The organism is Shinella zoogloeoides (genome assembly GCF_030733845.1).
GTDB classification, from domain to species: Bacteria; Pseudomonadota; Alphaproteobacteria; order Rhizobiales; family Rhizobiaceae; genus Shinella; species Shinella zoogloeoides_C.
In genome coordinates this window covers 2,093,435-2,119,595 of sequence record NZ_CP132311.1, presented here as the reverse complement: position 1 = coordinate 2,119,595, position 26,161 = coordinate 2,093,435, and the positions used below count along the sequence as shown (strand labels likewise).

Sequence of the window (26,161 nt, the reverse complement as noted above, 5' to 3'; positions counted from 1 at the left end):
GACGATCAGGGGAACCTTTTGGGGAAAGGGTGACAATGCTGCTTTGGCTCGTCGAGCTGGCTGACACCGTTCAGGTGTTCAACCTGTTTCGCTACATTACCTTCCGGACGGGCGCTGCGCTGTTCACCTCGGCCACCATCGTCTTCCTGTTCGGACCGATGATCATCTCGTCGCTACGCATCCGCCAGGGCAAGGGCCAGCCGATCCGCGCCGACGGGCCGCAGACCCACTTCAAGAAGGCCGGCACGCCGACCATGGGCGGTCTGATGATCCTGGCGGGCATCGTCGGCAGCGCACTGCTCTGGGCGGACCTTTCCAACGTCTACGTGGTGGCCACGCTGCTCGTGACGCTCGGCTTCGGCGCCATCGGCTTCTACGACGATTATCTCAAGGTCACCAAGCAGACGGACAAGGGCTTTTCCGGCAAGGCCCGCCTTGCCCTCGAATTCGTCATCGCGGGCGCTGCGACCTATTTCATGATGCGCGCCTCGCTTTCGGCCGGAGCGGCGGGCTCGACCTTCGGCTCGTCCATCACCTTTCCCTTCTTCAAGGACGTGATGGTCAATCTCGGCATCTTCTTCATACTCTTCGGCGGCTTCGTCATCGTCGCCGCCGGCAATGCCGTGAACCTGACCGACGGCCTCGACGGCCTTGCCACCGTTCCGGTGATGATCTCCGCGGCGGCCTTCGGCCTCATCGCCTATCTCGCGGGTAATGCGGTGTTTTCGAACTACCTGCAGATCCATTTCGTGCCCGGCACGGGTGAGCTCGCCGTCGTGCTCGGCGCGGTCATCGGTGCGGGTCTCGGTTTCCTCTGGTTCAACGCGCCGCCCGCCGCCATCTTCATGGGCGATACCGGCTCGCTGGCGCTGGGCGGCCTGATCGGTTCGGTCGCCGTCGCCACCAAGCACGAGATCGTCATGGCGATCATCGGCGGTCTGTTCGTCATGGAGACCCTGTCGGTCATCATCCAGGTCGCCTCGTTCAAGCTCACGGGAAAGCGCGTCTTCCTGATGGCCCCGATCCATCACCACTTCGAGAAGAAGGGCTGGACGGAAAGCCAGGTCGTCGTCCGCTTCTGGATCATCGCCGTCGTGCTGGCGCTGGTCGGCCTTTCCACGCTCAAGCTGCGGTAAGGTCCGATGATCCCCGTCACCACATTCAAAGGCAAGGCCGTCGCGCTCTTCGGGCTCGGCGGCTCCGGCCTTGCGACGGCGCTGGCGCTTGCCGCGGGCGGCGCCGACGTCATCGCCTGGGACGACAATCCGGCGAGCGTCGAGAACGCATCCGCCGCCGGCATCAGGACCGGCGACCTGCGCAAGCTCGACTGGAAGGCCATTGATGCGCTGGTGCTGTCACCCGGCGTGCCGCTGACCCATCCCAAGCCGCACTGGAGCGCCGACCTCGCGCGTGCGGCCGGCGTCGAGGTTGTCGGCGACGTCGAGCTTTTCGTGCGCGAGCGCCGGGCGCATGCGCCCGATTGCCCCTTCATCGCCATCACCGGCACGAACGGCAAGTCGACCACCACGGCGCTGATCGCCCATATCCTCAAGGCGAGCGGCCGCGACACGCAGCTCGGCGGCAATATCGGCACGGCCGTGCTGACGCTCGATCCGCCGAAGGCCGGCCGCTTCTATGTGGTGGAGTGCTCGTCCTACCAGATCGACCTTGCCCCGACGCTCAATCCGTCCGCCGGCATCCTGCTCAACCTGACGCCCGACCATCTCGACCGCCACGGCACGATGCAGCACTATGCCGACGTCAAGGAGCGGCTGGTCGCGGGCAGCAGCACGGCCATCGTCGGCGTCGACGATACGTTCTGCGCGATGATCGCCGACCGCGTCGAGCGGACCGGCACGAAAGTCGTGCGCATATCCAGGCGCAACGTGCTGGCCGACGGCATCTATGCGGATGGCGCGCGCCTTGTCCTGGCACAAAGCGGGGCGACGCGTGCGATCGCCGACCTTTCGTCGATCCAGACGCTGCGCGGAAGCCACAATGCGCAGAACGCGGCCGCCGCCGTTGCGGCGTGCTTGGCGGTGGGCGTCGGCGAGGACGAGATCCGCGCGGGGCTCGCCTCGTTCCCTGGACTGAAGCACCGCATGCAGCCGGTAGGGCGCAAGGGTGACACGCTCTTCGTCAACGATTCCAAGGCGACGAATGCCGATGCCGCCGCCCCGGCGCTTTCGAGCTTCGAACGCATCTACTGGATCGCCGGCGGCGTGCCGAAGGAGGGCGGCATATCCACCCTTGGCGGCTTCTTCCCGAAGATTGCCAAGGCCTATCTCATCGGCGAGGCGGCGCCGGCCTTTGCGGCGACGCTCGGCGAGACGGTGCCTTTCGAGATTGCCGGCACGCTGGAGCGTGCCGTCGAGGACGCGGCGGCGGATGCCGGCAAGGATGGAAGCGGCCCCGTTGCCGTTCTGCTGTCCCCGGCTTGCGCAAGCTTCGACCAGTACAAGAACTTTGAAGTCAGAGGCGACGCCTTCGTGAGACATGTCGCGGCACTGCCCGGCGTGTCCATGCTGGTCGAGGTTTAAGCGAGGGAAGAGACATGGTTAGTCGTGCCGAACGCGGTGCATTGGCGGACTGGTTCTGGACGATAGACCGGTTCTTCCTCGCGGCCTTCATCGTGCTGATGGGCCTCGGTTTCATGCTGTCTTTCGCGGCAAGCCCGGCGGTCGCCGAGCGTCTCGGGCTCGACAGTTTCCACTTCGTCAAGCGCCACGCCCTGTTCCTGCTGCCGGCCATCGCCGTGATGTTCGGCATCTCCTTCCTGTCGCCCCGGCAGGTGCGCCGGGCGGCGATGATCCTTCTCGTCCTTTCGCTGGCGGCTATGGTGCTGGCGCTGTTCTTCGGCGTCGAGGTCAAGGGCTCGCGGCGCTGGATATCGATCGGCAGCTTCTCCATCCAGCCGTCGGAATTCATGAAGCCGGCCTTCGTCATCATCTGCGCATGGCTCTTCGCCGAGCACGCCCGCCAGCCGGAAATCCCCGGCAACCTCTTCGCAATCATCCTCTTCGGCATCGTCGCCGCGCTGCTGGTCGCCCAGCCCGACCTCGGCCAGACCATCCTCACCGCCGCCGTGTGGGGCGGCATGTTCTTCATGGCCGGCATGCCGTGGCTGTGGATCATCATCCTCGGCGGCGCCGCGGTGGGCGGCCTGCTAACGGCCTACACCTTCCTGCCGCACGTGGCGGCGCGTATCGACAAGTTCCTCACCGGCGAAGGCGACACGTTCCAGATGGATACGGCGCGCGAGGCCATCATCCGCGGCGACTGGTTCGGCCAGGGGCCGGGCGAGGGCACCGTCAAGCGCATCATCCCGGACAGCCATACCGACTTCATCTTCTCGGTCGCCGCCGAGGAGTTCGGCATCATCTTCTGCATGGTCATCGTGCTGGTCTTCGCCTTCGTGGTGATGCGCGGCCTCAACCATGCCTTCAAGGAGCGCAACGATTTCACGCGTTTCGCCGTCGCCGGCCTCGTACTGCTGCTCGGCACGCAGTCGATGATCAATATCGGCGTGAACCTGGAACTGCTGCCGGCCAAGGGCATGACGCTACCGCTGATCTCCTATGGCGGCTCGTCGATGGTCGCGATCTGCGTGACAGCCGGCTTCATCCTGGCGCTGACCCGCCACCGGCCGGAAAAGCGCGCCTCCGAGCGCAGCCTCTTCCGCGGCGGCATCGTGGCGCCCGCTGAATAAGGGTTTCGAATGGACAAAGGCATCGTTCTTCTTGCCGCCGGTGGTACCGGCGGCCATCTCTTTCCCGCAGAGGCGCTGGCGCATGAGCTGAAGGCCGGCGGCTGGTCCGTGCATCTCGTCACGGACAGCCGCGCCGAGCGTTTCGCCGGAAAGTTCCCGGCGGACGAGATCCATGTCGTGCCGTCCGCGACGATCGGCTCGAAGAACCCGGTCAGCGTCGCAAGGTCCCTGTTCACCCTCTGGAAGGGCATCCGCGCCGCGCGAAAACTGATGGCGCGGCTGAAGCCGAAGGTCGTCGTTGGGTTCGGCGGCTATCCGACCGTGCCGCCGCTGCTCGCCGCCACCGGCATGGGCATCCCCTCGATGATCCACGAGCAGAACGCCGTGATGGGCCGCGCCAACAAGGCGCTCGCCGCCCGCGTCAAGGCGATCGCCGGCGGCTTCCTGCCCGAGACGGGTGGGCAATATGCCGACAAGACGGTGACCACCGGCAATCCGGTGCGCCCCGCCGTGCTCGAGGCCGCGACCATTCCTTACGAAGCCTCCGCAGACGGTGAATTCCGCCTCGTCGTCTTCGGCGGCAGCCAGGGCGCGCAGTTCTTCTCCAAGGCCATCCCCTCGGCGATCGCGGCCCTGGAGCCCGCCGACCGGGCGCGGATGAAGATCACGCAGCAGGCGCGGCCGGAAGACAGCGACGAGGTGGTGCGCAGCTATGCCGATCTCGCCATCCCGGCGGATGTCTCGCCCTTCTTCAACGACATGGCCGCGCGCATCGGCCATGCGCATCTCGTCATCAGCCGGTCCGGCGCCTCGACGGTTTCCGAAGTCTCGGTCATCGGCCGCCCGGCCATCCTCGTGCCCTATCCCCATGCTCTGGATCACGACCAGGCAGCCAATGCCGCCGCGCTCGCATCCGGCGGCGGGGCGAAGGTGATACCGCAATCGGAGCTTTCCACCGAGCGTCTCGCGGGTATCGTTTCCAAGGCGATGCACGATCCCTCCGGCATGGTGGCGATGGCCGCCAACGCCAGAAAGGCGGGCAAACCGGATGCCGCGCGCTTGCTCGCCTTGATGGTTGAGGCTATTGCGGGCGGCAGGACGATCGCACAATTCAAGGGAGAACGGCCATGAAGATGCCGCAGAGCATAGGGCTCGTTCATTTCATCGGCATTGGCGGCATCGGCATGAGCGGCATTGCCGAAGTGCTGCACAATCTCGGCCACCGCGTCCAGGGCTCCGACCAGGCGGACAGCGCCAACGTGCAGCGCCTGCGCGACAAGGGCATTGACGTCTTCGTCGGCCACAAGGCCGAGAACCTCGGCGATGCCGAAGTGGTCGTCGTCTCCACCGCGATCCGGAAGAGCAATCCCGAGCTGATCGCCGCGCGGGAAAAACTGCTGCCAGTCGTGCGCCGGGCCGAAATGCTGGCCGAGCTGATGCGCTTCCGCAATGCCATCGCCATCGGCGGCACGCACGGCAAGACGACGACGACCTCGATGGTCGCGACGCTGCTGGAAGCCGGCGGGCTCGACCCGACCGTCATCAACGGCGGCATCATCAACGCCTACGGCACCAATGCCCGCATGGGCGAGGGCGAGTGGATGGTGGTGGAGGCCGACGAATCGGACGGCACCTTCCTGAAGCTGCCCGCCGACATCGCCGTCGTCACCAATATCGACCCTGAACATCTCGACCATTACGGCAATTTCGATGCCGTGCGCGCGGCCTTCCGCCAGTTCGTCGAGAACGTGCCGTTCTACGGGTTCGGCGTGATGTGCCTCGATCATCCGGAAGTGCAGGCCATGGTCAGCCGCATCGAGGACCGCAAGGTCATCACCTATGGCGAGAACCCGCAGGCCGACGTGCGTTTCGGCAATATCCGCATGGACGGCGCGACCTCCGTCTTCGACGTCGATATCCGCCGCCGCCGCACCGGCCAGGTGATCGCGCTGAAGGACCTGCGCCTGCCGATGCCGGGCCGGCACAACGTTTCCAACGCGACGGCGGCCATTGCCGTCGCGCAGCGCCTCGGCATCTCGCCGGAGCTGATCGCCAAGGGGCTTGCAAGCTTCGGCGGCGTCAAGCGCCGCTTCACCCTGACGGGAAGCTGGAACGGCGTCAGCGTCTATGACGACTACGGCCATCATCCGGTGGAGATCAAGGCCGTGCTGCGCGCTGCACGCGAGGCCTGCTCGGGCCGAATCATCGCCGTGCACCAGCCGCACCGCTATAGCCGCGTGGCGAGCCTCTTCGAGGAGTTCGCCGGCTGCTTCAACGATGCCGACACGATCATGATCGCGCCGGTCTATGCGGCGGGCGAAGACCCTATCGAGGGCGTCAGCGCGGAAGAGCTGGTTTCCCGCATCAAGTCGGGCGGCCACCGCGACGCGCGGTTCCTCGCCTCGCCCGAGGCACTGGCCGAGATCGTCGCCGGCATTGCAAAGCCGGGCGACTTTGTGGTTCTCTTGGGGGCTGGCAGTATCACGTATTGGGCGCAGGCGCTGCCGGGTGAACTGGCAGGCATTTCGGGGCAGGTGGCATGAAGCAGGTGGATGGTGCGAAACTTCTGGCGTCGTTGGGCGAGGGCATCAAGGAGGTCCGCGGCCGCCTGACGCCGGATGCACCGATGGACCGCGTCACTTGGTTCCGCGCCGGCGGCCTTGCCGAACTGATGTTCCATCCGCATGACGTCGATGATCTCGTCACCTTCCTCAAGCTGGTGCCCGAAGAGGTGCCGCTGACCGTCACCGGTGTCGGCTCCAACCTGCTGGTGCGCGACGGGGGCATTCCGGGCATCGTGGTGCGCCTTTCGGCCAAGGGTTTCGGCGATGTCGAGCTTGCCGGCGACAACCGTATCAAGGCGGGCGCCATCTGCCCGGACAAGAACATCGCCGCCATGGCGCTCGACCACGGCTTTGCCGGCTTCGAGTTCTACTACGGCATTCCCGGCTCGATCGGCGGCGCGCTGCGCATGAATGCCGGGGCGAACGGCGGGGAGACCAAGGACCTCGTCGTCGAGGTCCATGCCGTCGACCGCAAGGGCAACCAGCATGTGCTGACGAATGCCGACATGGGCTACACCTACCGCCATTCCGCCGCGCCGGCCGATCTCATCTTCACCCACGCCGTCTTCGAGGGGCAGGCGGGCGACAAGGACGAGATCCGCACCCGGATGGACGCCGTGCGCCAGCACCGCGAGACCGTCCAGCCGATTCGCGAGAAGACCGGCGGCTCGACCTTCAAGAACCCCGAGGGACATTCCGCCTGGAAGCTGATCGACGAAGCGGGTTGCCGCGGCGTGATGATCGGCGGCGCGCAGATGTCGCCGATGCATTGCAATTTCATGATCAATACGGGGCAGGCCACCGGCTACGAGCTGGAATATCTCGGAGAGACCGTGCGCAGCCGCGTGCTGGAGCACTCCGGCATCATGCTGCAATGGGAAATCAAGCGTGTCGGCCGCTTCATGCCGGGCTACGAGGTCAAGGAATTCCTCGGCCGCGCCACGGCCTGACACTTTTTCGCCTCATTCAGCCTCTGTTCAGGAAGGTTTAGCGAATGCTATCCTCGATCGCGCGATGGTTGCGCGATGAGGCCTCGCTCCAGCGGGGCCCATATCAGGGGGCATTCATGTTCAAGAAACTTTCCGCCGAATTCCTCGGCACGTTCTGGCTCGTCTTCGGCGGCTGCGGCAGCGCCGTTCTGGCCGCCGCCTTCCCGGAGGTCGGCATCGGCCTGCTCGGCGTCTCCTTCGCCTTCGGCCTGACGGTGCTGACGATGGCCTATACGGTGGGCGGCATTTCCGGCGGCCATTTCAACCCGGCCGTTTCCGTCGGCCTCACGGTGGCCGGCAAGTTCCCGGCCGCAAGCCTCGTGCCCTATATCGTGGCGCAGGTCGTCGGCGCGGTCGCGGCCGCCGCCGTGCTCTACCTCATCGCCTCCGGCAAGGCCGGCTTCCAGGCGGGGGGCTTTGCGTCGAACGGCTATGGCGAGCTCTCGCCGGGCGGCTATTCGCTGACGGCGGCGCTGGTCGCCGAAGTCGTGCTGACGGCCTTCTTCCTCATCATCATCCTCGGCTCGACGCATGGCCGCGCGCCGGTCGGTTTCGCGCCCATCGCCATCGGCCTCGGCCTGACGCTGATCCACCTCGTGTCGATCCCGGTGACGAACACGTCGGTGAACCCCGCCCGCTCGACGGGCGTCGCGCTCTTTGCCGATACGGCGGCACTCTCGCAGCTCTGGCTGTTCTGGGTCGCCCCGATCCTCGGCGCCGTCATCGGCGCGGTGATCTGGAAGGTCGTCGGCGAGAACGATTGATATCCACGCAAAAGACAAACCCGCCGCGGCGACGCGGCGGGTTTTTGATTCGCGAGCCTTCGACTCGCAAGATCTGCCGCACCAGTCAGAAAGCAGGACATCGGCCACCGCGACCATCGTGGAATTCATGCCTGCCGTGCTGCCCATATTTACCAAGCCTTGCGGCCGGTAGGGCTATCGGCCTTGCCTGCCCGGTCGCCTCGAATTTGCCGCTTCCTCTTGCGTCATTGGCAACTCTCTGATTCCAGAGAGAGAATCGAAGCGTGGCTTGATTCGGAGCGCGGAAAATTTGTCCCGCAACGCGTCAGGTTAACGAAAGTAAACGCTTCATTAACCTTAATGACGCTCTAGTGGTCCCATCTCGCCCGCCGAGTCGGACCCGACAAGCAAATCAGGTCCGCACAAGCGACGAGGGGCAGGGTGCGGAATTCAGTTGGGGGTTCTATGAGCGTAAAGCATGTCGCGATGCTGATGGGTGGTTTTTCGTCGGAACGGCCGGTGAGCCTTTCGTCCGGGAACGCCTGCGCCGACGCGCTGGAGGCCGAGGGCTACAAGGTCACCCGCGTCGATGTCGGCCACGACGTCGCGAGCGTGCTTGCCGAACTGAAGCCGGATGTCGCCTTCAATGCGCTGCACGGCCCCTTCGGCGAGGACGGCACCATCCAGGGCGTGCTCGAATATCTGGAAATCCCCTATACCCATTCCGGCGTGCTGGCCTCGGCGCTCGCCATGGACAAGGCGCAGGCGAAGATCGTCGCCAAGGCCGCCGGCATTCCGGTTGCCGAGCAGCGCCTGATGAACCGTTTCGATTTTACCTCGACCCACCCGATGAAGCCGCCCTATGTGGTCAAGCCGGTGCGCGAGGGGTCCTCCTTCGGCGTCGTCATGGTCAAGGAAGACCAGTCGCATCCGCCGCAGATCATCACGTCGAGCGAGTGGCGCTATGGCGACAGCGTCATGGTCGAGCGCTACATCCACGGGCGCGAGCTGACCTGCGGGGTCATGGGCGACGTGGCGCTGGGCGTCACGGAAGTGGTGCCGCAGGGCCACGCCTTCTACGACTATGATTCCAAATATGTAAAAGGCGGCTCCACGCACGTCATTCCGGCACAAATTTCACCGAATATTTACCAAAAAGTACAAACACTCGCACTCAAGGCGCATCAAGCGATCGGGTGCCGTGGCGTCAGCCGTTCCGACTTCCGTTACGACGACCGCTTCTCCGAGAATGGCGAGCTTGTATGGCTGGAGATCAACACCCAGCCCGGCATGACCCCTACCTCCCTGGTGCCCGAAATGGCCGACCATGCCGGCCATTCCTTTGGTGAGTTCTTGAAGTGGATGGTGGAGGACGCGTCGTGTTTGCGTTGAGCGTCAAGAAGAGCAGGGTGCGTCTCGCCGGGCTTTCCGAGGCGGAGGCCGGTCGCGTGCTGCCGCGTCCGCTGCGCCGGATCGTTCGTTTCCTCATCAGCCTAGCGGCTGGCCGCATCCATATTCCGCGCCATGCCGGCAGCGTCGCGACAGGGCTGTTCCTCGGCGCGACAGGTCTCTACGGCATGTCTATCGGCGGTCATTCGCAGGATTTCGCCCAGGCCTCGACCACCGCGATCGGCTTTGCCATAGAGGACGTCAAGGTCTCCGGCAACCGCGAGACGTCGGAGATCGATATCCTCGAGCGCCTTGGCCTCGACGGCACGACCTCGCTCGTCGCCCTCGACGTCAAGGATGCCCGCCAGAAGCTCTCCGACCTGCCCTGGGTGCAGGACGTCTCGGTCCGCAAGGTCTATCCGGGCACGATCGAGATCACGCTCAAGGAGCGCGAGGCCTTCGCGATCTGGCAGCACGGCAACGACCTGTCGTTGATCGAGAAGAACGGCAGCGTCATCGCGCCGCTGCGCGACAACAAGTTTTCCTCGCTGCCGCTCTTCGTCGGCCGCGACGCGGAAACGGCGGCGGCAAGCTTTGCCGACGAATTCGACAACTGGCCGGAAATCAAGGCGCGGGTGAAAGCCTATATCCGCGTCGCCGGCCGGCGCTGGGACCTGCGCTTCGACAACGGCATCGTCGTGAAGCTGCCGGAGCACAACGTGCCGCGCGCCATGGACATGCTGGCGACGCTGGACGCGGAGCAGGGGCTGCTGGAGCGCGATATCGCGGCGGTGGACCTGAGGCTCGAGGACCGCACCACGGTGCGGTTGACGGAAGGGGCGCTCGAACGCCGCAATGCGGCGGTCGAGCAGAGGGCAAAGGACCTGAAGAAGGCAGCGAAGCGCACATGAGCATTTTCGGTTCGTCCCATTTCGGCCTGCCGCGCTTGAAGCCGCTCTCTTCCAAGCGGGCGCACGTCGTTTCAGTGCTCGACATCGGCTCCACCAAGGTCGTCTGCATGATCGGCCGGCTGACGCCGCGCGCCGAGAGCGAGATCCTTCCCGGCCGCACGCACAGCGTCGAGGTCATCGGCATCGGCCACCAGAAGTCGCGCGGCGTTAAGAACGGCGTCATCGTCGATCTGGATGCTGCCGAAAGCGTCGTGCGCCTCGCCGTCGATGCGGCCGAGCGCATGGCCGGCCTCACCATCGAGAGCCTGATCGTCAACGTTTCCGCGGGGCGCCTGCAGAGCGACGTCTACACCGCCACCATCGATCTCGGCGGCCAGGAAGTCGATGCCAACGACCTGCGCAAGGTGCTCGCCGTCGCCGGCCAGCAGTCGTTGCGCCAGGACCGCGCCATCCTCCACTCGCTGCCGACCGGCTTCTCGCTGGATGGCGAGCGCGGCATCCGCGACCCGCTCTCCATGTTCGGCGACGTGCTCGGCGTCGACATGCATGTGCTGACGGCCGAACGCTCGGCGCTGAAGAACCTGGAACTGTGCATCAACCGCGCGCATCTCTCCGTCGAGGGCATGGTCGCGACGCCCTATGCCAGCGGCCTTTCCGCCCTCGTCGACGACGAGGTCGAACTCGGCTGCGCCTCGATCGACATGGGCGGCGGCACGACGACGATCTCGGTTTTCGCCGAAGGCAAGCTGGTGCATTCCGACGCGGTCTCGCTCGGCGGCCACCATGTCACCACCGACCTTGCGCGCGGTCTTTCGACCCGTATCGAGGATGCCGAACGCCTGAAGGTCGTGCACGGCTCGGCCCTGCCGAATGCCGGCGACGAACGCGACATCCTCACCGTCCCGCCGATCGGCGAGGACGACCGCGACCAGCCGACCCATGTGCCGCGCGCGCTTATCTCGCGCATCGTGCGGGCCCGGATCGAAGAGACGCTCGAACTCATTCGCGACCGTATCCAGCGCTCCGGCTTCTCGCCGATCGTCGGGAAACGGATCGTGCTGACGGGCGGTGCAAGCCAGCTCACCGGCCTGCCGGAAGCGGCCCGCCGCATCCTCGCCCGCAACGTCCGCATCGGCCGTCCGCTGGGCGTGTCCGGCCTGCCGACGGCAGCGAAGGGGCCGGCCTTTTCGACGGCGGTGGGGCTGATGATCTATCCGCAGGTCGCGGAACTGGAGGAACACGCTGTGCAGGGCGGCATGCTCTCGCAGCTGACGGGTGGCAACGGCCGCATCGCCCGCATGGGACAGTGGCTGAAGGAAAGTTTCTGACGGGTTTTCCGGCGGTCCGCCGCCGGAACAGACCGACATTTCGAGTTTTGGGAATAGACCGGCTGGGCGATGCAGCCGGAAACGAAAGGACAAACGACAATGACTATCAAGCTGCAGAAGCCGGACATCACTGAGCTGAAGCCCCGCATCACCGTCTTCGGTGTCGGCGGCGGCGGCGGCAATGCTGTCAACAACATGATCACCGCGGGCCTGGAAGGCGTCGATTTCGTCGTCGCCAACACCGACGCCCAGGCGCTCTCGATGACCAAGGCTTCGCGGATCATCCAGATGGGTGTCGCCGTGACCGAGGGCCTCGGCGCCGGCTCGCAGCCGGAAGTCGGCCGCGCGGCCGCCGAAGAGTGCATCGACGAGATCATCGATCACCTGAACGGCACGCATATGTGCTTCGTCACCGCCGGCATGGGCGGCGGCACGGGCACGGGCGCGGCACCCGTCGTCGCACAGGCGGCCCGCAACAAGGGCATCCTGACGGTCGGCGTCGTCACCAAGCCGTTCCACTTCGAAGGCGGCCGCCGCATGCGTCTTGCCGAAGAGGGCATCCTGGAGCTCCAGAAGTCGGTCGACACGCTGATCGTCATCCCGAACCAGAACCTCTTCCGCATCGCCAACGACAAGACCACCTTCGCCGACGCCTTCGCGATGGCCGACCAGGTGCTCTATTCGGGCGTCGCCTGCATCACCGACCTCATGGTCAAGGAAGGCCTCATCAACCTCGACTTCGCCGACGTCCGCTCGGTGATGCGTGAAATGGGCCGCGCCATGATGGGCACGGGCGAGGCTTCGGGCGAAGGCCGCGCTATGGCCGCCGCGGAAGCCGCGATCGCCAACCCGCTGCTCGACGAAACCTCGATGAAGGGCGCGCAGGGCCTCCTGATCTCGATCACCGGTGGCCGCGACCTCACCCTCTTCGAAGTGGACGAGGCTGCTACCCGTATCCGCGAGGAAGTCGATCCGGATGCGAACATCATCCTCGGCGCGACCTTCGACGAAGAACTCGAAGGCCTCATCCGCGTCTCCGTCGTGGCAACCGGTATCGATCGTTCGGCCTCGGAGGTGGCCGGTCGTTCTGCTGACTTTCGCAGCCATAGCAAGCCGGTAGTCCGTCCCTCCGCCGCCGTTCCGGCCCAGCCGCAGCTCCAGCCGGTCGCCGCCGCGCTGCAGCCGCAGCCGGTCGCACAGCCGCAGCCCGTCATGCAGCAGCCGGTCGTCCAGCAGCCGGCGGTCGATCCGATCGCGGACGCCATCCGCGCCTCGGAAGAGAGCCTCGAGCGCGAGCTTGCCATTCCGGCCAGCCGCCCGGCGGTCATGCAGCCGGCCGCGACCCACCAGGAAGAGCCGCGCCTGCAGAACCGCCTCTTCGCGGCCCCTGCCGAGACGCCGGTCGTCCAGCGCGTAGCCCCGGTCCAGCAGCCGGTTCAGCAGGCTCCGGTCATGCAGCAGCGCGTCGAGCCTGCCGCTCCGGTCATCCGCCAGGAACCGCAGACCATGCGCATGCCGAAGATCGAGGATTTCCCCCCGGTCGTGCAGGCGGAGATCGACCATCGCACGGCACAGCAGCAGCCGGTCTCGCATCAGGAAGAGCGTGGTCCGATGGGCCTGCTTCGCCGCCTGACTTCGTCGCTCGGCCGTCATGAGGAAGCCCAGGCGGCCCAGGAGCCGGCACCTGCCCAGCAGCAGCGCCGTCCGCTTTCGCCGGAAGCCAGCCTCTATGCGCCGCGCCGCGGCCAGCTCGACGACCACGGCCGCGCCAATCCGCAGCCGCGCTCGCTGGGCGAGGACGATCAGCTGGAGATCCCGGCTTTCCTTCGCCGCCAGTCCAATTGAGGACGATGCGACGGCCTTGTGACAAGGGTGCCCGGACCGCTGGTCCGGGCATTTTTATTTCCATTTTCTTTCAATGGCTTACGAGGCGAAAAATCGCGTAACAAAGCGAAAGAAACAGTGATTTGTGTGACGTTGAGGGGCCTACTACATTCAGCGTGGGCAGAGGGGACAGTCAGCATTCGCGCAACCGGCATAGACGGGCGCAACGAATGCTCCAGACGTTCCGGCACATTTGGTCGGCGGACGCTGTGCGTCCGGCGCGTGGGCTCCTTCGAGCCATGAAGAGATAATGTCGGCGAAGAATGAGCCGATAGTAAGATAAGGCGAATGCAGATGACGATCGGTATGCTCGGTTTCCAGACGACGATTTCCAGCCCGGTGACGATTTCCGGGACGGGCGTCCATTCCGGCGCGGCCGTGTCGATCACCTTCAATCCGGCCGAAGCCGACAGCGGCATCGTCTTCCAGCGCCTGCACGACGACGGCACGGTCAGCGAATACCGCGCGGTCTCCGCGCAGGTCGGCAATACCGACCTGTGCACCGTGCTCGGCTTTACCCCGGCGACCTCGATCGCGACGATCGAGCATGTCATGGCCGCGCTCTATGCGCTCGGCCTCGACAACGTGCTGATCGAGGTGCACGGCGCCGAGATGCCGATCATGGACGGCAGCTCCGCTCCCTTCATCGACGCGATCGACCATGTCGGCATCGTGCCGCTGGCCGTCAAGCGCCGCTACATCCGCATCATCAAGCCGGTCCGCATCGAAGCCGGCGCCTCCTGGGCCGAGTTCTCGCCCTATGACGGCACGCGATTCGAAGTCGAGATCGATTTCGACTGCCCGCTGATCGGCCGCCAGGCCTGGAAGGGCGACCTGACGCCCGCCACGTTCCGCAACGAACTGTCGCGCGCCCGCACCTTCGGCTTCATGCGCGATGTCGAGCGGCTCTGGGCCTCCGGACATGCGCTCGGCTCCTCGCTGGAAAATTCCGTCGTCATCTCCGACGACAATACCGTGATCAATGTCGAGGGCCTGCGCTACGCCAAGGACGAGTTCGTGCGCCACAAGACGCTCGATGCGGTCGGCGACCTCGCGCTTGCCGGCGCGCCGTTCATCGGCTGCTACCGCTCCTATCGCGGCGGCCACAAGATGAACGCCCATGCGCTGAACGCGCTGCTCAGCGACCGGACCGCCTATGAGGTTGTCGAGGCGGCCGCGCCGCGCTCGCGGGCCGGCCAGCGCGAGCTGATCGCCGTCAATGCACCCGAGTTTGCGCCCTGGTCTCTTTGAGACCGGGCACGCCGGCAATCGATCTCCCTGCATGACTGCCATAAAAATGCGTTAATGCGCCGCCATGGCGTTGCGGTCTCGACGTATTTGGAGATACAACGCGGGGCGCGTGTGCGGCCCGTCCGCATTGGCTGCCGTTGAACTGGGATTGTCACATGGTTGTTGCAGGGTCTGTTGGTGTGAAGAAGACGGCGCGCATTGTCTATCTTACGCTTTTCGCTACGGCGTCTTCGATTGGTCTTTCCGCCTGCCAGTCGGATCCGGACATCGACATCACGAAGCTTACCGGCGAAGTCGAATCCGCCGATACGCTCTATAACCAGGGCCTGGCCAATCTCAGCGCCGGCAAGGTGACCGAGGCGAACCGCAAGTTCGAGGCGGTCGACCGCCAGAATCCGTTCTCCGAGCAGGCCCGCAAGGCACTCGTCATGTCGGCCTTCACGAGCTATCGCCAGGGCCAGAACGAGCAGGCGATCGCCGCCGGCAAGCGCTACCTGGCGCTTTATCCGGGCTCGGCCGATGCGGCCTATGCGCAATATATCGTCGGGCTCGGCTACTGGAAGCAGATCCCGAGCGTCACGCAGGACCAGCGCGCATCGCAGCAGACGATCGAGGCCATGCAGGCCGTCATCGATAACTATCCTGATTCGGAATATGTAGAGGACGCCCAGGTGAAGATTCGCTTTGCCCGCGACCAGCTCGCCGGCAAGGAAATGCAGATCGGCCGCTACTATCTCGAGCGCAAGGAATATATCGCGGCAGCCAGTCGCTTCCGCGTCGTCGTCGAGAAGTACCCGATGACCAACCAGATCGAGGAAGCGCTCGCCCGTCTCGTCGAGACCTATTACGCGATGGGCGTGGACAGCGAGGCGCAGACGGCAGCCGCCGTTCTCGGCCATAACTACCCCGACAGCCAATGGTATTCCGACAGCTACAAGCTGCTTCAGACGAAGGGGCTCGAGCCGCGCGAAAATTCCGGTTCCTGGATTGCACGCGCCGGCAAGAAGCTGATCGGCGCCTGACGCACGAGCAATTCCAGCAAAGGTGTGCAGCGGTTTTGCGTCCGGAATTGCGTAAAGACAAAGAGAAATGATGCGGCAATGCTGGCGCAGCTATCGATCCGCGATATCGTCCTGATCGAACGGCTCGATCTTGCCTTCGAGCCGGGCCTTTCCGTGCTGACCGGCGAGACGGGCGCCGGTAAATCCATTCTTCTCGACAGCCTTTCGCTGGCGCTCGGCGGGCGCGGCGACGGCTCGCTGGTGCGTCACGGCACCGAGCGCGGCCAGGTGACGGCCGTCTTCGATGTGCCGGGCGATCACGCCGCGCGCGCGCTCCTGCGTGACAACGGCATCGACGATGACGGCGACCTCATCTTCCGCCGCCAGCAATCCGCCGACGGCCGCACCAAGGCCTATGTCAACGACCAGCCGGTCTCGGTGCAGCTCATGCGGCAGGCCGGCCAGCTTCTCGTCGAAATCCATGGCCAGCACGACGACCGGGCGCTTGTCGACACCGATGCGCATCGCCTGCTGCTCGATGCGTTCGGCGGTCTTGGCGAGGTGGCGCTCGACGTCGGCACGCTCTATCACCAGTGGAAGGAGGCCGAGCGCACCCTGCGCCGCCATCGCGAGAAGGTCGAGGCCGCCGCCCGCGAGGCCGATTACCTGCGCTCTTCCGTCGAGGAACTGGAAACCCTCTCTCCGCAGGACGGCGAGGAGGACGCGCTGGCCGAGGTCCGCTCCCGCATGATGAAGGCCGAGCGCATTGCCGGCGACATCAACGAGGCGAGCGACTTCCTGAACGGCAATGCCTCGCCCGTGCCGCTGATCGCCGCGCTGGTGCGCCGGCTGGAGCGCAAGAGCCACGAGGCGCCCGGTCTTCTGGAGGAGACCGTGGAACTGCTCGACCTCGCGCTGAACCAGCTCTCCGACGCGCAGATGGCCGTCGAGGCGGCGCTGCGCAAGACGGAATACGATCCCAAGGAACTGGAGCGCACGGAAGAGCGCCTTTTCGCGCTGCGCGCCGCGGCCCGCAAATATTCCGTGCCCGTAACCGGACTTCCGGCGCTGGCGGCGAAAATGATCGCCGACCTTGCCGATCTCGATGCCGGTGAGGAGAAGCTGGTGCAGTTGCAGAGCCGGCTCACCGAGGCGCGGGCGGCCTTCGAGATCGCGGCCCGCTCGCTCTCGGAGCGGCGGCACAACACCGCGCAGGCGCTTGCCGCCGCGGTGATGGCGGAACTGCCGGCGCTGAAGCTGGAGCGCGCGCGGTTCACCGTCGAGATAACCACCGATCCGGAGGGCGGCGCGGAGGAGGGGATCGACACGGTCGAATTCCACGTCCAGACCAATCCCGGCACGCGGCCCGGCCCGATCATGAAGGTCGCCTCGGGCGGTGAGCTCTCGCGCTTCCTGCTGGCGCTGAAGGTGGCGCTTGCAGATCGTGGTTCTGCCCCGACGCTGGTCTTCGACGAAATCGACACCGGTGTCGGCGGTGCGGTCGCCGATGCCATCGGCCAGCGGCTGAAGCGCCTGTCCTCCACCGTGCAGGTGCTTTCCGTCACCCACGCCCCCCAGGTCGCCGCCCGCGCCGCAACGCATCTCCTGATCTCCAAGGGACCGGTCGAAGGTAGCGAGACCGTCGCCACCCGCGTCGCCCGCATGGATGAAGGCGCCCGCACGGAAGAGATCGCCCGCATGCTGGCCGGTGCCTCGGTGACGGACGAGGCGCGTGCGGCGGCAGCGCGGCTGCTTTCCGGCGGTGGGTGAGGGAACGCGCCTACTTTCCTTTCGCCAAGTTTGCTCTAAAACCTGTTCCGAAATCCGGAGCATGTCATGGCAAACGCGAAAATCCCCGTCGAGAACCTGACCGAAGAAGAAGCCGCGGCCGAGCTTGCCTTTCTGGCAGCGGAAATCGCGCGCAATGACGAGCTTTATCATGGCCAGGACGCGCCGGAGATCTCGGATGCCGACTACGACGCGCTGAAGCGGCGCAACGAGGAGATCGAGGCGCGCTTTCCCGCGCTGGTGCGCGATGACAGCCCGTCGCGCCGGGTGGGGTCGGCGCCGCTGCCGACCTTCGCGCCGATCACGCATTCGCGCCCGATGCTCTCGCTCGACAACACGTTCTCCGACGAGGACGTGCGGGATTTCGTGAACTCCGTCTACCGCTTCCTCGGCCGACTGCCGGACGATTCGATCGCGTTTACCGCCGAGCCGAAGATCGACGGGCTTTCCATGTCGATCCGCTACGAGAACGGCCGGCTGACGAGCGCGGCGACGCGCGGCGACGGCACGACGGGCGAGAACGTGACGGCGAACGTGCTGACCATCGGCGAAATCCCGAACCGCCTGCCGGCCGGCGCGCCTGCCGTCGTCGAGGTGCGCGGCGAGGTCTACATGGCCAAGAGCGACTTCCTCGCCCTCAACGAGAAGATGGCGGCGGAGGGCAAGCAGACCTACGTCAACCCGCGCAACACGGCGGCAGGCTCGCTGCGCCAGCTCGACGCGAGCGTGACGGCGAGCCGCAAGCTGCGCTTCTTCGCCTATGCCTGGGGCGAGATGTCGGACATGCCGGCATCGACGCAGTACGGCATGATCGAGGTGCTGAAATCCTGGGGTTTTCCGGTAAACCCGATGACGAAGCGGCTTTCGCGCGTCGACGACATCATCGCGCATCACCGCGAGATCGGCCTTGCCCGCCCGGACCTCGACTACGATATCGACGGCGTCGTCTACAAGGTGGACGAACTGGCGCTTCAGGAGCGCCTCGGTTTCCGCTCCCGCTCGCCCCGCTGGGCGACGGCGCACAAGTTCCCGGCCGAACAGGCCTTCACGACGGTCGAGAAGATCGACATCCAGGTCGGGCGCACCGGCGCGCTGACGCCCGTTGCGCGGCTGACGCCCGTCACCGTCGGCGGCGTGGTCGTCACCAATGCGACGCTGCACAATGCCGACTATATCGATGGCATCGGCAATAGCGGCGAACGTATCCGCGCCGAGGAACACGACATCCGCATCGGCGATACGGTCATCGTGCAGCGCGCGGGAGACGTCATCCCGCAGGTGCTCGACGTGGTGATGGAAAAGCGCCCGGCGGACGCGCGGCCCTACGAATTTCCGAAGACCTGCCCGGTCTGCGGCAGCCATGCCGTGCGCGAGCGCAACGAGAAGACGGGCCGGCTCGATTCCGTCACGCGCTGCACGGGCGGCTTCGTCTGCCGTGCGCAGGCGATGGAGCACCTGAAACATTTCGTTTCGCGCAATGCCTTCGACATCGAGGGGCTCGGCGCAAAGCAGATCGATTTCTTCTTTGCGGCGGAAGACGCATCGCTGACGATCCGCACCGCGCCCGACATCTTCACGCTGGAAAAGCGGCAGGCCGGTTCGCTGACCAAGCTGGAGAACATCGACGGCTTCGGCAAGGTCAGCGTGCGCAAGCTCTACGACGCCATCGATGCGCGGCGATCGATCGCGCTCAACCGCTTCATCTATGCGCTTGGTATCCGCCATGTCGGCGAGACGAACGCCAAGCTGCTGGCCCGCGCCTACGGCACCTATGCCGCCTTCGAGGAGGCGATGAAGGGTTCGGTCTCGCTGTCCGGCGAGGCCTGGACCGAACTCAACAGCATCGACGGTATCGGCGAGGTCGTCGCGCGGGCGATGGTGGAATTCTACAAGGAGCCGCGCAATCTCGACGTCATCGACCGCCTGCTGCAGGAGGTGACGCCGGAGGTGGCCGAGGCGGTCGTCGCGTCGTCGAGCCCGGTTGCCGGCAAGACGGTGGTCTTCACCGGCTCGCTGGAAAAGATGACGCGCGACGAGGCGAAAGCCATGGCCGAGCGGCTGGGCGCCAAGGTGGCCGGATCGGTATCGAAGAAGACGGACCTCGTCGTCGCCGGGCCGGGTGCCGGCTCGAAACTCGACAAGGCGCGCGAATTCAGCGTCGAGGTCATCGACGAGGACGGCTGGTTCGAACTCATCAAATCCTGATCTCAGGGGAGCGTGACGGTCGAGCCGCGCACGAGGAAGCGGCCGTCGAAGGTCATCGGCAGGCCCTGGCCGGTGCTGTAATCGAGCGTGCCGCCGAGATAGGCGTGCATGTGCAGGTGCGGCTCGGAGGAATTGCCCGAATTGCCCACCCGGCCAAGCGGCTCGCCCTGCTCGACCAGTTCGCCGCCGGAGACGGCGATCGAGCCTTTCCTCAGATGGGCGAGCAGGATCCGGGCGGTGCCGCAGGCAAGGATGATGTGGTTGCCCGCCGGCTCTCCAGTGTTGGTCTGCGAAATGCGGTTGTCGTCGACGCCGTCATGCGTGGAGATCGCGACGCCCGTGCAGGGGCTCGTCACCTCGTGGCCGTAGATCACGTAGTCGGCGAGGTCCTTCGGCATGAGCCCCTTGGCGCGGGCGCCAAAACCGTTGAGCGCGACGATATCGAGCGCATAGCGTTGGCTCTGGTCCGTGTGGTGATAGTTGATCGACGTCGCGCTGCCGCCCTGGCCGACATAGTAGGTGCCGGCGGCAAAGGGGAAGGCGAGGTCCACGGCGGTATCCTGATAGCCGTATCCTGAGAGGGCGCGGGCAGCGAGCGCCAGGAAGAAGATCGCCATGGCCGCGGTGAAGCCGTGCGTGCGTATCGCGGAGGCCGCGCTGTTCCAGGGACGGTCGCGCACCGGCATGTAGGACACGGCGGCCAGGGCGACGAACACGATCGGCAGGACGATCGCCAGTGCGGAACTCAGGAAATCCCAGCGGCCGATGACGGCGATGAAGGCGAAGTAGCAGGCGCCGTAGAGCACCCGCATGGCCCAGCCGAGCCGGTCGCGCGGGCGCGGCAGCCAGAGCCAGAGGAGGAAGAAGGCCGGCAGGACGACCTGCGTCGTCAGGAGGATGAGGAGGGACAGCTGCATCGTACCGGCCTTGCTGGATAGCCATGCCCTTTTCTCACCGCCGGACACGGACGTTGGAACCTCTGCTCAATCCGCACCATCGAGATTGGTTCCGATTTTTCGAATCTCTTCTGCGGCTTGCCGTCGTTTCTTAAGGGTCCGTATATCCCGCCGGCCGGATGGCCACGGTGTAGCCCGCCGGGTCGCTGTCGAAGAGGATGGCGCCGGTCGCCTTGGATTCCGCAGCCACATAGTCGAAAATCACGTGGTTTTCCTCGATCACCCGATCACCGTCCATCAGCCGGCCGACGACGGTAACGGCGGCGGCGGTCGTCGTCGCGGTATTGTAGATATCGAAGGAGACGCGATAGCCGGCGCGGGTCTTCTCTGTCGTCAGGACGGTGACCGAAAGGTCCGGCGGCGTCGCCTCTCGCGTGAATGCTTCCCATCCGACCCAGCCGAGCATGGTCACGATCAGGATCGCGGAGACGATGCCGGTCAGCCATTCGATCCAGTGCGGATCGTGGCGTTCCCGGTGGCGGCCTTGTTCGGATCGGGTCATGACGGCCTCACAGGATCAGGCGTGCGGCGGCGGCGCCGAGCGAGGCCGGGAAGCCGAGCACGACGACGGACAGCATGATCTCGACGGCGGAACTGTCGCCGAGCCGTTCGAAGATCCAGAGCGCGAAGACGCTGATCGAAAGCGCGATGACATAGCCGGGCAGGGTGAAGCGCACGAAGGCGTGCCACCACGGCGTTTCCGGGGAAAGCTCATGGCCGCCGATGAAGGAGACCGCATAGACGAAGCCGTGCATGAGGGCGACGGAGAGCACGGCGACGATAAGCGCGTGCCAGATCGTCATCTTGTAGGCGAGCACCATCATCTCGTCGGTCGGCGCGATGTTGAGGGAGAGGAAGAGGGCGCCCGCCGCCATCATCAGCAATTCGCCGTGATAGGGCGTTTCCTTGTCGTCCTCGTCGTCGTCATGCCCGAGCTGGCTGCGCCCGAGCATCGCGCCGATGCTGGCGGGCATGGATTGCAGGGCGACCTTGCCGACGAGTTCGCTTGTCGGCATGTCGCCGCGCAGCAGCCCCAGCGCCGTCAGGACCACCACGCTGGTGACGATGCCGATGCCGTAGGCGATCGTCGCATCGCGCAGCGCCTCGCGCCAGGTGAAGGTCTGCTCGAAGCCGATGCGGTGGGCGAGGAGGACGAGAAGGGGAAAGTTGACGAGGAGGAGCAGCAGCAGGCGCTCGCGCGCCATGTAGAAGCCGAGATACCACATTTCCATGGTCATCAGCATCGGCAAAGCGAGAAAGAGGGCGCCCGCGACGCCGCGGCCGAGACCGGTGAGGAAACGGTTGAACTCGTCGGTGCCGCTCTCGGCATGTGCCATGAAAGATCCCTCGCGAAAGCGCGGGGATAACGCGGCGCGGCCCTATAGGTTCCGCGCCGCCGATGTGGTCAGAAGCGGTCGGGCTTCTTCGTCTTGGGCTTGTGCGGGCCGCCTTCCGGCTTGGCAGACTTCTCGTCCCGCTTGCCCTTGAAGGGCTTTGCGCCGGCATAGGGCTTTGCGGGCTTCTTGCCGCCCTCGTCGCGGTCCTTCCAGTGCGGCCTGGGAGCCGCGCCTTCCGGCTTGTCGCCCTCGCGCTTCTTGTCGAAGCGGGGCTTCTTGTCGAAACCGCCCTTCTTCTCGAATTCGCCCTTCGGCTTCCAGTCGGCGCGGCGCTCCGGCCGGTCGTAACGCTGCGCGGGCTTGTCGCCGGGCGTGCGGGTGTAGGGCTGCGGGGTCAGGTCGGGCTGGCCTTCCAGCACGGTGACGCGGATGCCGCGTTCCAGGCTGCTGTCCGGGCCGAGATGGCCGAGGAAACCATCGGCGGCGGCGGCGGAGAGTTCCACATAGGTCTCCTCCGGCTGCATCTTGATCGCGCCGATCTCGTTCTTGGTGATGTTGCCGTTGCGGCAGAGCATCGGGATCAGCCAGCGCGGCTCGGCGCGCTGCTTGCGGCCGACCGATACGGAGATCCAGACGCTGGCGCCAAAACCGTCGCGCGGGCGCTTGGTTTCCGACGGGATGAAGTCGTTGCCGCGCTCGCGCGGCTTGCGCTGCTCGACGGACACCTCGATGAGGTCTTCCGGTGCCGAGCGGCCGGCCTTGAAGAAGCGCGCGACGGCGGCGGCAAGCTGCCGGGCGTCGAACTTCGCGACGAGTGCGTCGATCGTGTCCTGCTCGTCTTCGCCGATCTTGTCCGTCAGGGTGGCATCGGCGAGCAGGCGCTCGTCGTCGCGGCGAAGGATGTCCTCGGCTGACGGCGGCGTCGCCCAGTTGGCCTTGAGGTTCGCCATCTGGAGCAGGCGTTCGGCCTTGCGGCGGGCGTTGAGCGTCACAATGAGGGCGCTGACGCCCTTGCGGCCGGCGCGGCCGGTGCGGCCCGAACGGTGCAGCAGCGTGTCCGGGTTGGTCGGCAGGTCTGCGTGCACGACCAGTTCGAGGTTCGGCAGGTCGATGCCGCGTGCTGCAACGTCGGTCGCGATGCAAACGCGGGCGCGGCCGTCGCGCATGGCCTGAAGGGCGTGCGTGCGCTCGTTCTGGCTGAGTTCGCCGGAGAGGGCGACGACGGAGAAGCCGCGATTGTTGAAGCGGGCCGTCAGGTGGTTCACGGCGGCGCGCGTCGAGCAGAAGACGATGGCGTTCTGGGCATCGTAGTAGCGCAGCACGTTGATGATGGCATTCTCGCGGTCGGCGGGGGCGGCGAGCAGGGCGCGATAGTCGATATCGACGTGCTGCTCTTTCTCGGCGGCCGTCGAGATGCGCATCGCATTGCGCTGGTAGTTCTTGGCGAGCGCGGCGATTTCCTTCGGCACGGTGGCCGAGAACATCAGCGTGCGGCGGTCTTCCGGCGCGGCTTCGAGGATGAATTCGAGGTCTTCGCGGAAGCCGAGGTCGAGCATCTCGTCGGCTTCGTCGAGCACGACTGCGCGGATGGCGCCGAGATCGAGATTGTTGCGGGTGATGTGGTCGCGCAGGCGGCCCGGCGTGCCGACAATGATGTGGGCGCCACGCTCCAGCGCGCGCCGCTCGGTGCGCACGTCCATGCCGCCGACGCAGGAGGCGATGACGGCGCCGGTCATCTCGTAGAGCCATTCCAGCTCGCGCTTCACCTGCATGGCAAGCTCGCGGGTCGGGGCGATGACGAGGGCGAGCGGGCTCGCGGCGCGTTCGAAGCGGTCTTCGCCTTCAAGCAGCGTCGGAGCCAGCGCCAGGCCGAAGGCGACCGTCTTGCCGGAGCCGGTCTGCGCGGAGACCAGCGCATCGGCATCGCCGATCTTGGGATCGGAAACGGCGACCTGCACCGGAGTCAAAGTGGTATAGCCGCGTTTTTCCAACGCCTTTGCCATCGCCGGAGCGAGGCCATCAAAACTCGTCATAGGGGGTCTTTCGGAATTCGGTTTCCGCGACGATCTGGCGTCGCGCTCTCTCAAGCCCGTGAATGACGAGCGTGTTGCGCGCTCTCTACTAAGCATTGGCGCAAATGTACAGTGCGCAGAACGCAATGCTGCCCAGCGGGTTAGGTCATGGGTGGCGAAAGCGTTTGCCGATTGTCTTTTTGCGCTGCACAAGATAGAAAACGGCGCCCCGAAAAGCGATCCGCAGAGATCGCGAGGGCGCATCGCCCGCGGGAGAGGGCGAGAGCAAGGAGGAACCGGCGATGCAGACCCTCACCACCATCGCGGAGTTGCGCGCCGCACTGGCGCCGCACCGGCTCGACGGCCGCTCGATCGGCCTCGTGCCCACCATGGGCTATCTTCATGTCGGCCATATGGAGCTTGCCCGGCGGGCGCGCGCCGACAACGACATCGTCGTCGCCACCATTTTCGTCAACCCGTTGCAATTCGGCGCCAACGAGGATCTTGCGCGCTATCCGCGCGATCTCGCCCGCGACCAGGCGATGCTGGAGGCGGAAGGCGTGCACTACCTCTTCGCGCCGGGCGTTCAGGACATGTATCCCCGGCCGATGGAAACCGTGGTCGACGTGCCCAAGCTCGGCGCCGAGCTGGAAGGCTCAGTGCGTCCCGGCCATTTCGCTGGTGTCGCGACGGTCGTCACGAAGCTTTTCAACATTGCCGGCCCGGACCGCGCCTATTTCGGCGAGAAGGATTTCCAGCAGCTCACGATCATCCGCCGTATGGTCGCCGACCTTGCGCAGCCCGTCGAGGTGATCGGCGTGCCGACGGTGCGCGAGGCGGACGGGCTCGCCTGTTCCTCGCGCAATGTCTATCTCTCGGCCGAAGAGCGGAGCGCGGCCGCCATCGTGCCGCGCGCGCTGGAGGAGGCCGAACGGCTGGTCGCCGCCGGCGAGACGGACGCGAAGCGCCTGGAAGAGGCGGTGACCGCCTTCCTGCGCGCCGAGCCGCTGGCCAGGCCCGAAGTGGTCGCCGTGCGCGATCCGGAAACGCTGGCCGAGGTCGGCGGCATCGGCGAAAAGCCGGTTCTTTTGTTGCTTTTCGTGCGCTTCGGGAGCACGAAGCTCCTCGACAACCGGGTCATCGACCCGAAAAACGTAAAAACTGCAAAGGTAGCGTGACATGAGCGTACATACCGCGAAACGCCGTCTGGCGCCGGCCGACATCAAGGCCCTCAAGGGCGAGCGCCCGATCGTCAGCCTCACCGCCTATACGACGCCGGTCGCCAAGCTCATGGACCCGCATGTCGATTTCATGCTGGTCGGCGACAGCCTCGGCATGGTGCTCTACGGCCTCGATTCCACCGTCGGTGTGACGATCGAGATGATGATCGCCCATGGCCAGGCCGTCATGCGCGGCTCATCCAATGCCTGCGTCGTCATCGACCTGCCGTTCGGCTCCTACCAGCAGTCCAAGGAGCAGGCCTTCGCCACGGCTGCCCGCGTGCTGAAGGAAACCGGCTGTTCGGCGATCAAGCTGGAAGGCGGCGCGGAAATGGCCGAGACGGTGCATTTCCTGACGCAGCGCGGCATTCCGGTGCTCGGCCATGTCGGGCTGATGCCGCAGCTCATCAACACGACCGGCGGCTACCGCTCGCTCGGCCGCAACGACAAGGAAGTCGAGAAAATCCGCAAGGACGCCGCCGCCATCGACGATGCCGGCGCCTTTGCCATCGTCATCGAGGGCACGGTCGAGCCGCTGGCGCGCGAGATCACCGGCAAGGTCAAGGTGCCGACCATCGGCATCGGCGCGTCGCCGGCCTGCGACGGGCAGGTCCTCGTCGTCGACGACGTGCTGGGCATCTTCACCGACTTCAAGCCGCGTTTCGTCAAGCACTTCGCGAACATCGCGCCGATCATGAGCGAGGCTTTCGCCACCTATGCGCAAGAGGTGAAGGCGCGCAGCTTCCCCGGTCCCGAGCACACGTTCCAGCTCAAGAAGAGCTGAGCATCCATCAGCGCCGGTCGTCGGACGGCGCTGATCGATCAACGACGCTGAACGGTCCATCAGCCATATTGGTTTGCGGGTGGACCGCTC

At 65.6% G+C, this 26,161-nt stretch carries 21 protein-coding genes; 17 read left to right on the top strand and 4 right to left on the bottom strand.

Features of this window, described 5'->3' with window-relative positions:
* Positions 1-35 precede the first annotated feature (35 nt).
* The 15 genes from mraY (at position 36) to ligA (ending at position 19,762) form a co-directional block, all read left to right on the top strand.
* Positions 36-1,136 (top strand): phospho-N-acetylmuramoyl-pentapeptide-transferase, encoded by a 1,101-nt coding sequence (gene mraY / locus Q9316_RS11560; protein WP_306031763.1) that lies wholly within the window; start codon positions 36-38, stop codon positions 1,134-1,136.
* A gap of 6 nt (positions 1,137-1,142) precedes the next feature.
* Positions 1,143-2,540, top strand: a complete 1,398-nt coding sequence (gene murD, locus Q9316_RS11555; protein WP_306031762.1) for a UDP-N-acetylmuramoyl-L-alanine--D-glutamate ligase — start codon at positions 1,143-1,145, stop codon at positions 2,538-2,540.
* Positions 2,541-2,554: 14 nt separating this feature from the next.
* Positions 2,555-3,709 (top strand): putative lipid II flippase FtsW, encoded by a 1,155-nt coding sequence (gene ftsW, locus Q9316_RS11550; RefSeq protein ID WP_306031761.1) that lies wholly within the window; start codon positions 2,555-2,557, stop codon positions 3,707-3,709.
* 9 nt (positions 3,710-3,718) lie between these two features.
* The gene (murG, locus tag Q9316_RS11545) at positions 3,719-4,840 is read left to right on the top strand and encodes an undecaprenyldiphospho-muramoylpentapeptide beta-N-acetylglucosaminyltransferase (protein WP_306031760.1); all 1,122 of its coding nucleotides are present in this window, start codon (positions 3,719-3,721) and stop codon (positions 4,838-4,840) included.
* Positions 4,837-6,252, top strand: coding sequence for a UDP-N-acetylmuramate--L-alanine ligase (murC, locus tag Q9316_RS11540; RefSeq protein WP_306031759.1), 1,416 nt, complete (start codon positions 4,837-4,839; stop codon positions 6,250-6,252). The genes murG and murC overlap by 4 nt, the downstream gene beginning before the upstream one ends.
* Positions 6,249-7,223 (top strand): UDP-N-acetylmuramate dehydrogenase, encoded by a 975-nt coding sequence (gene murB / locus Q9316_RS11535; protein WP_306031758.1) that lies wholly within the window; start codon positions 6,249-6,251, stop codon positions 7,221-7,223. Before murC ends, murB begins: the two co-directional genes overlap by 4 nt.
* Positions 7,224-7,339: 116 nt before the next feature.
* Positions 7,340-8,026 (top strand): aquaporin Z, encoded by a 687-nt coding sequence (gene aqpZ / locus Q9316_RS11530; protein WP_306031757.1) that lies wholly within the window; start codon positions 7,340-7,342, stop codon positions 8,024-8,026.
* Positions 8,027-8,470: 444 nt separating this feature from the next.
* Positions 8,471-9,397, top strand: a complete 927-nt coding sequence (locus Q9316_RS11525) for a D-alanine--D-alanine ligase (RefSeq protein WP_306031756.1) — start codon at positions 8,471-8,473, stop codon at positions 9,395-9,397.
* A complete protein-coding gene (locus Q9316_RS11520; protein ID WP_306031755.1) occupies positions 9,385-10,305 on the top strand; it encodes a cell division protein FtsQ/DivIB in 921 nt (306 codons plus the stop codon). Before Q9316_RS11525 ends, Q9316_RS11520 begins: the two co-directional genes overlap by 13 nt.
* Positions 10,302-11,633, top strand: coding sequence for a cell division protein FtsA (gene ftsA, locus Q9316_RS11515; protein ID WP_306031754.1), 1,332 nt, complete (start codon positions 10,302-10,304; stop codon positions 11,631-11,633). The genes Q9316_RS11520 and ftsA overlap by 4 nt, the downstream gene beginning before the upstream one ends.
* Positions 11,634-11,732: 99 nt before the next feature.
* Positions 11,733-13,478, top strand: coding sequence for a cell division protein FtsZ (gene ftsZ, locus Q9316_RS11510; RefSeq protein WP_306031753.1), 1,746 nt, complete (start codon positions 11,733-11,735; stop codon positions 13,476-13,478).
* 333 nt (positions 13,479-13,811) lie between these two features.
* Entirely contained in the window at positions 13,812-14,768 is a 957-nt protein-coding gene (gene lpxC / locus Q9316_RS11505; protein ID WP_306031752.1) for a UDP-3-O-acyl-N-acetylglucosamine deacetylase, read from the top strand.
* Between the two features lie 155 nt (positions 14,769-14,923).
* Positions 14,924-15,790, top strand: coding sequence for an outer membrane protein assembly factor BamD (locus Q9316_RS11500; RefSeq protein ID WP_306031751.1), 867 nt, complete (start codon positions 14,924-14,926; stop codon positions 15,788-15,790).
* 78 nt (positions 15,791-15,868) lie between these two features.
* Entirely contained in the window at positions 15,869-17,539 is a 1,671-nt protein-coding gene (gene recN, locus Q9316_RS11495) for a DNA repair protein RecN (RefSeq protein ID WP_306031750.1), read from the top strand.
* 66 nt (positions 17,540-17,605) lie between these two features.
* Positions 17,606-19,762: an NAD-dependent DNA ligase LigA gene (ligA, locus tag Q9316_RS11490; RefSeq protein WP_306031749.1), complete on the top strand. Its 2,157-nt coding sequence runs from the start codon at positions 17,606-17,608 to the stop codon at positions 19,760-19,762.
* 2 nt (positions 19,763-19,764) lie between these two features.
* On the opposite strand, the gene Q9316_RS11485 is transcribed toward ligA, so the two are convergent.
* The 4 genes from Q9316_RS11485 to Q9316_RS11470 all read right to left on the bottom strand — a co-directional run bounded on the left by Q9316_RS11485 (position 19,765) and on the right by Q9316_RS11470 (position 24,088).
* Positions 19,765-20,679 (bottom strand): M23 family metallopeptidase, encoded by a 915-nt coding sequence (locus Q9316_RS11485; RefSeq protein ID WP_306031748.1) that lies wholly within the window; start codon positions 20,677-20,679, stop codon positions 19,765-19,767.
* 130 nt (positions 20,680-20,809) lie between these two features.
* Positions 20,810-21,220, bottom strand: a complete 411-nt coding sequence (locus Q9316_RS11480) for a TIGR02588 family protein (protein WP_306031747.1) — start codon at positions 21,218-21,220, stop codon at positions 20,810-20,812.
* A 7-nt stretch (positions 21,221-21,227) separates the two neighbouring features.
* Positions 21,228-22,055 (bottom strand): TIGR02587 family membrane protein, encoded by an 828-nt coding sequence (locus Q9316_RS11475; protein WP_306031746.1) that lies wholly within the window; start codon positions 22,053-22,055, stop codon positions 21,228-21,230.
* 68 nt (positions 22,056-22,123) lie between these two features.
* Positions 22,124-24,088 carry a DEAD/DEAH box helicase gene (locus Q9316_RS11470; protein WP_306031745.1) on the bottom strand — a complete coding sequence of 655 codons (1,965 nt, stop codon included), beginning with the start codon at positions 24,086-24,088 and terminating at the stop codon, positions 22,124-22,126.
* Positions 24,089-24,369: 281 nt separating this feature from the next.
* Between Q9316_RS11470 and panC the strand changes: the two genes are divergently transcribed.
* A complete protein-coding gene (panC, locus tag Q9316_RS11465) occupies positions 24,370-25,245 on the top strand; it encodes a pantoate--beta-alanine ligase (RefSeq protein WP_306031744.1) in 876 nt (291 codons plus the stop codon).
* A gap of 1 nt (position 25,246) precedes the next feature.
* A complete protein-coding gene (panB, locus tag Q9316_RS11460) occupies positions 25,247-26,071 on the top strand; it encodes a 3-methyl-2-oxobutanoate hydroxymethyltransferase (protein ID WP_306031743.1) in 825 nt (274 codons plus the stop codon).
* The last annotated feature ends 90 nt before the right edge of the window (positions 26,072-26,161 follow it).

Coding starts and splice junctions, on each gene's coding strand:
- murC (WP_306031759.1), top strand. CDS start 4,837: ATGAAGATGCCGCAGAGCATAGGGCTCGTTCATTTCATCGGCATTGGC.
- panB (WP_306031743.1), top strand. CDS start 25,247: ATGAGCGTACATACCGCGAAACGCCGTCTGGCGCCGGCCGACATCAAG.
- Q9316_RS11500 (WP_306031751.1), top strand. CDS start 14,924: ATGGTTGTTGCAGGGTCTGTTGGTGTGAAGAAGACGGCGCGCATTGTC.
- lpxC (WP_306031752.1), top strand. CDS start 13,812: ATGACGATCGGTATGCTCGGTTTCCAGACGACGATTTCCAGCCCGGTG.
- Q9316_RS11480 (WP_306031747.1), bottom strand. CDS start 21,220: ATGACCCGATCCGAACAAGGCCGCCACCGGGAACGCCACGATCCGCAC.
- murB (WP_306031758.1), top strand. CDS start 6,249: ATGAAGCAGGTGGATGGTGCGAAACTTCTGGCGTCGTTGGGCGAGGGC.
- panC (WP_306031744.1), top strand. CDS start 24,370: ATGCAGACCCTCACCACCATCGCGGAGTTGCGCGCCGCACTGGCGCCG.
- mraY (WP_306031763.1), top strand. CDS start 36: ATGCTGCTTTGGCTCGTCGAGCTGGCTGACACCGTTCAGGTGTTCAAC.
- Q9316_RS11475 (WP_306031746.1), bottom strand. CDS start 22,055: ATGGCACATGCCGAGAGCGGCACCGACGAGTTCAACCGTTTCCTCACC.
- recN (WP_306031750.1), top strand. CDS start 15,869: ATGCTGGCGCAGCTATCGATCCGCGATATCGTCCTGATCGAACGGCTC.
- ftsZ (WP_306031753.1), top strand. CDS start 11,733: ATGACTATCAAGCTGCAGAAGCCGGACATCACTGAGCTGAAGCCCCGC.
- murD (WP_306031762.1), top strand. CDS start 1,143: ATGATCCCCGTCACCACATTCAAAGGCAAGGCCGTCGCGCTCTTCGGG.
- ftsA (WP_306031754.1), top strand. CDS start 10,302: ATGAGCATTTTCGGTTCGTCCCATTTCGGCCTGCCGCGCTTGAAGCCG.
- Q9316_RS11485 (WP_306031748.1), bottom strand. CDS start 20,679: ATGCAGCTGTCCCTCCTCATCCTCCTGACGACGCAGGTCGTCCTGCCG.
- ftsW (WP_306031761.1), top strand. CDS start 2,555: ATGGTTAGTCGTGCCGAACGCGGTGCATTGGCGGACTGGTTCTGGACG.
- aqpZ (WP_306031757.1), top strand. CDS start 7,340: ATGTTCAAGAAACTTTCCGCCGAATTCCTCGGCACGTTCTGGCTCGTC.
- Q9316_RS11470 (WP_306031745.1), bottom strand. CDS start 24,088: ATGACGAGTTTTGATGGCCTCGCTCCGGCGATGGCAAAGGCGTTGGAA.
- ligA (WP_306031749.1), top strand. CDS start 17,606: ATGGCAAACGCGAAAATCCCCGTCGAGAACCTGACCGAAGAAGAAGCC.
- murG (WP_306031760.1), top strand. CDS start 3,719: ATGGACAAAGGCATCGTTCTTCTTGCCGCCGGTGGTACCGGCGGCCAT.
- Q9316_RS11525 (WP_306031756.1), top strand. CDS start 8,471: ATGAGCGTAAAGCATGTCGCGATGCTGATGGGTGGTTTTTCGTCGGAA.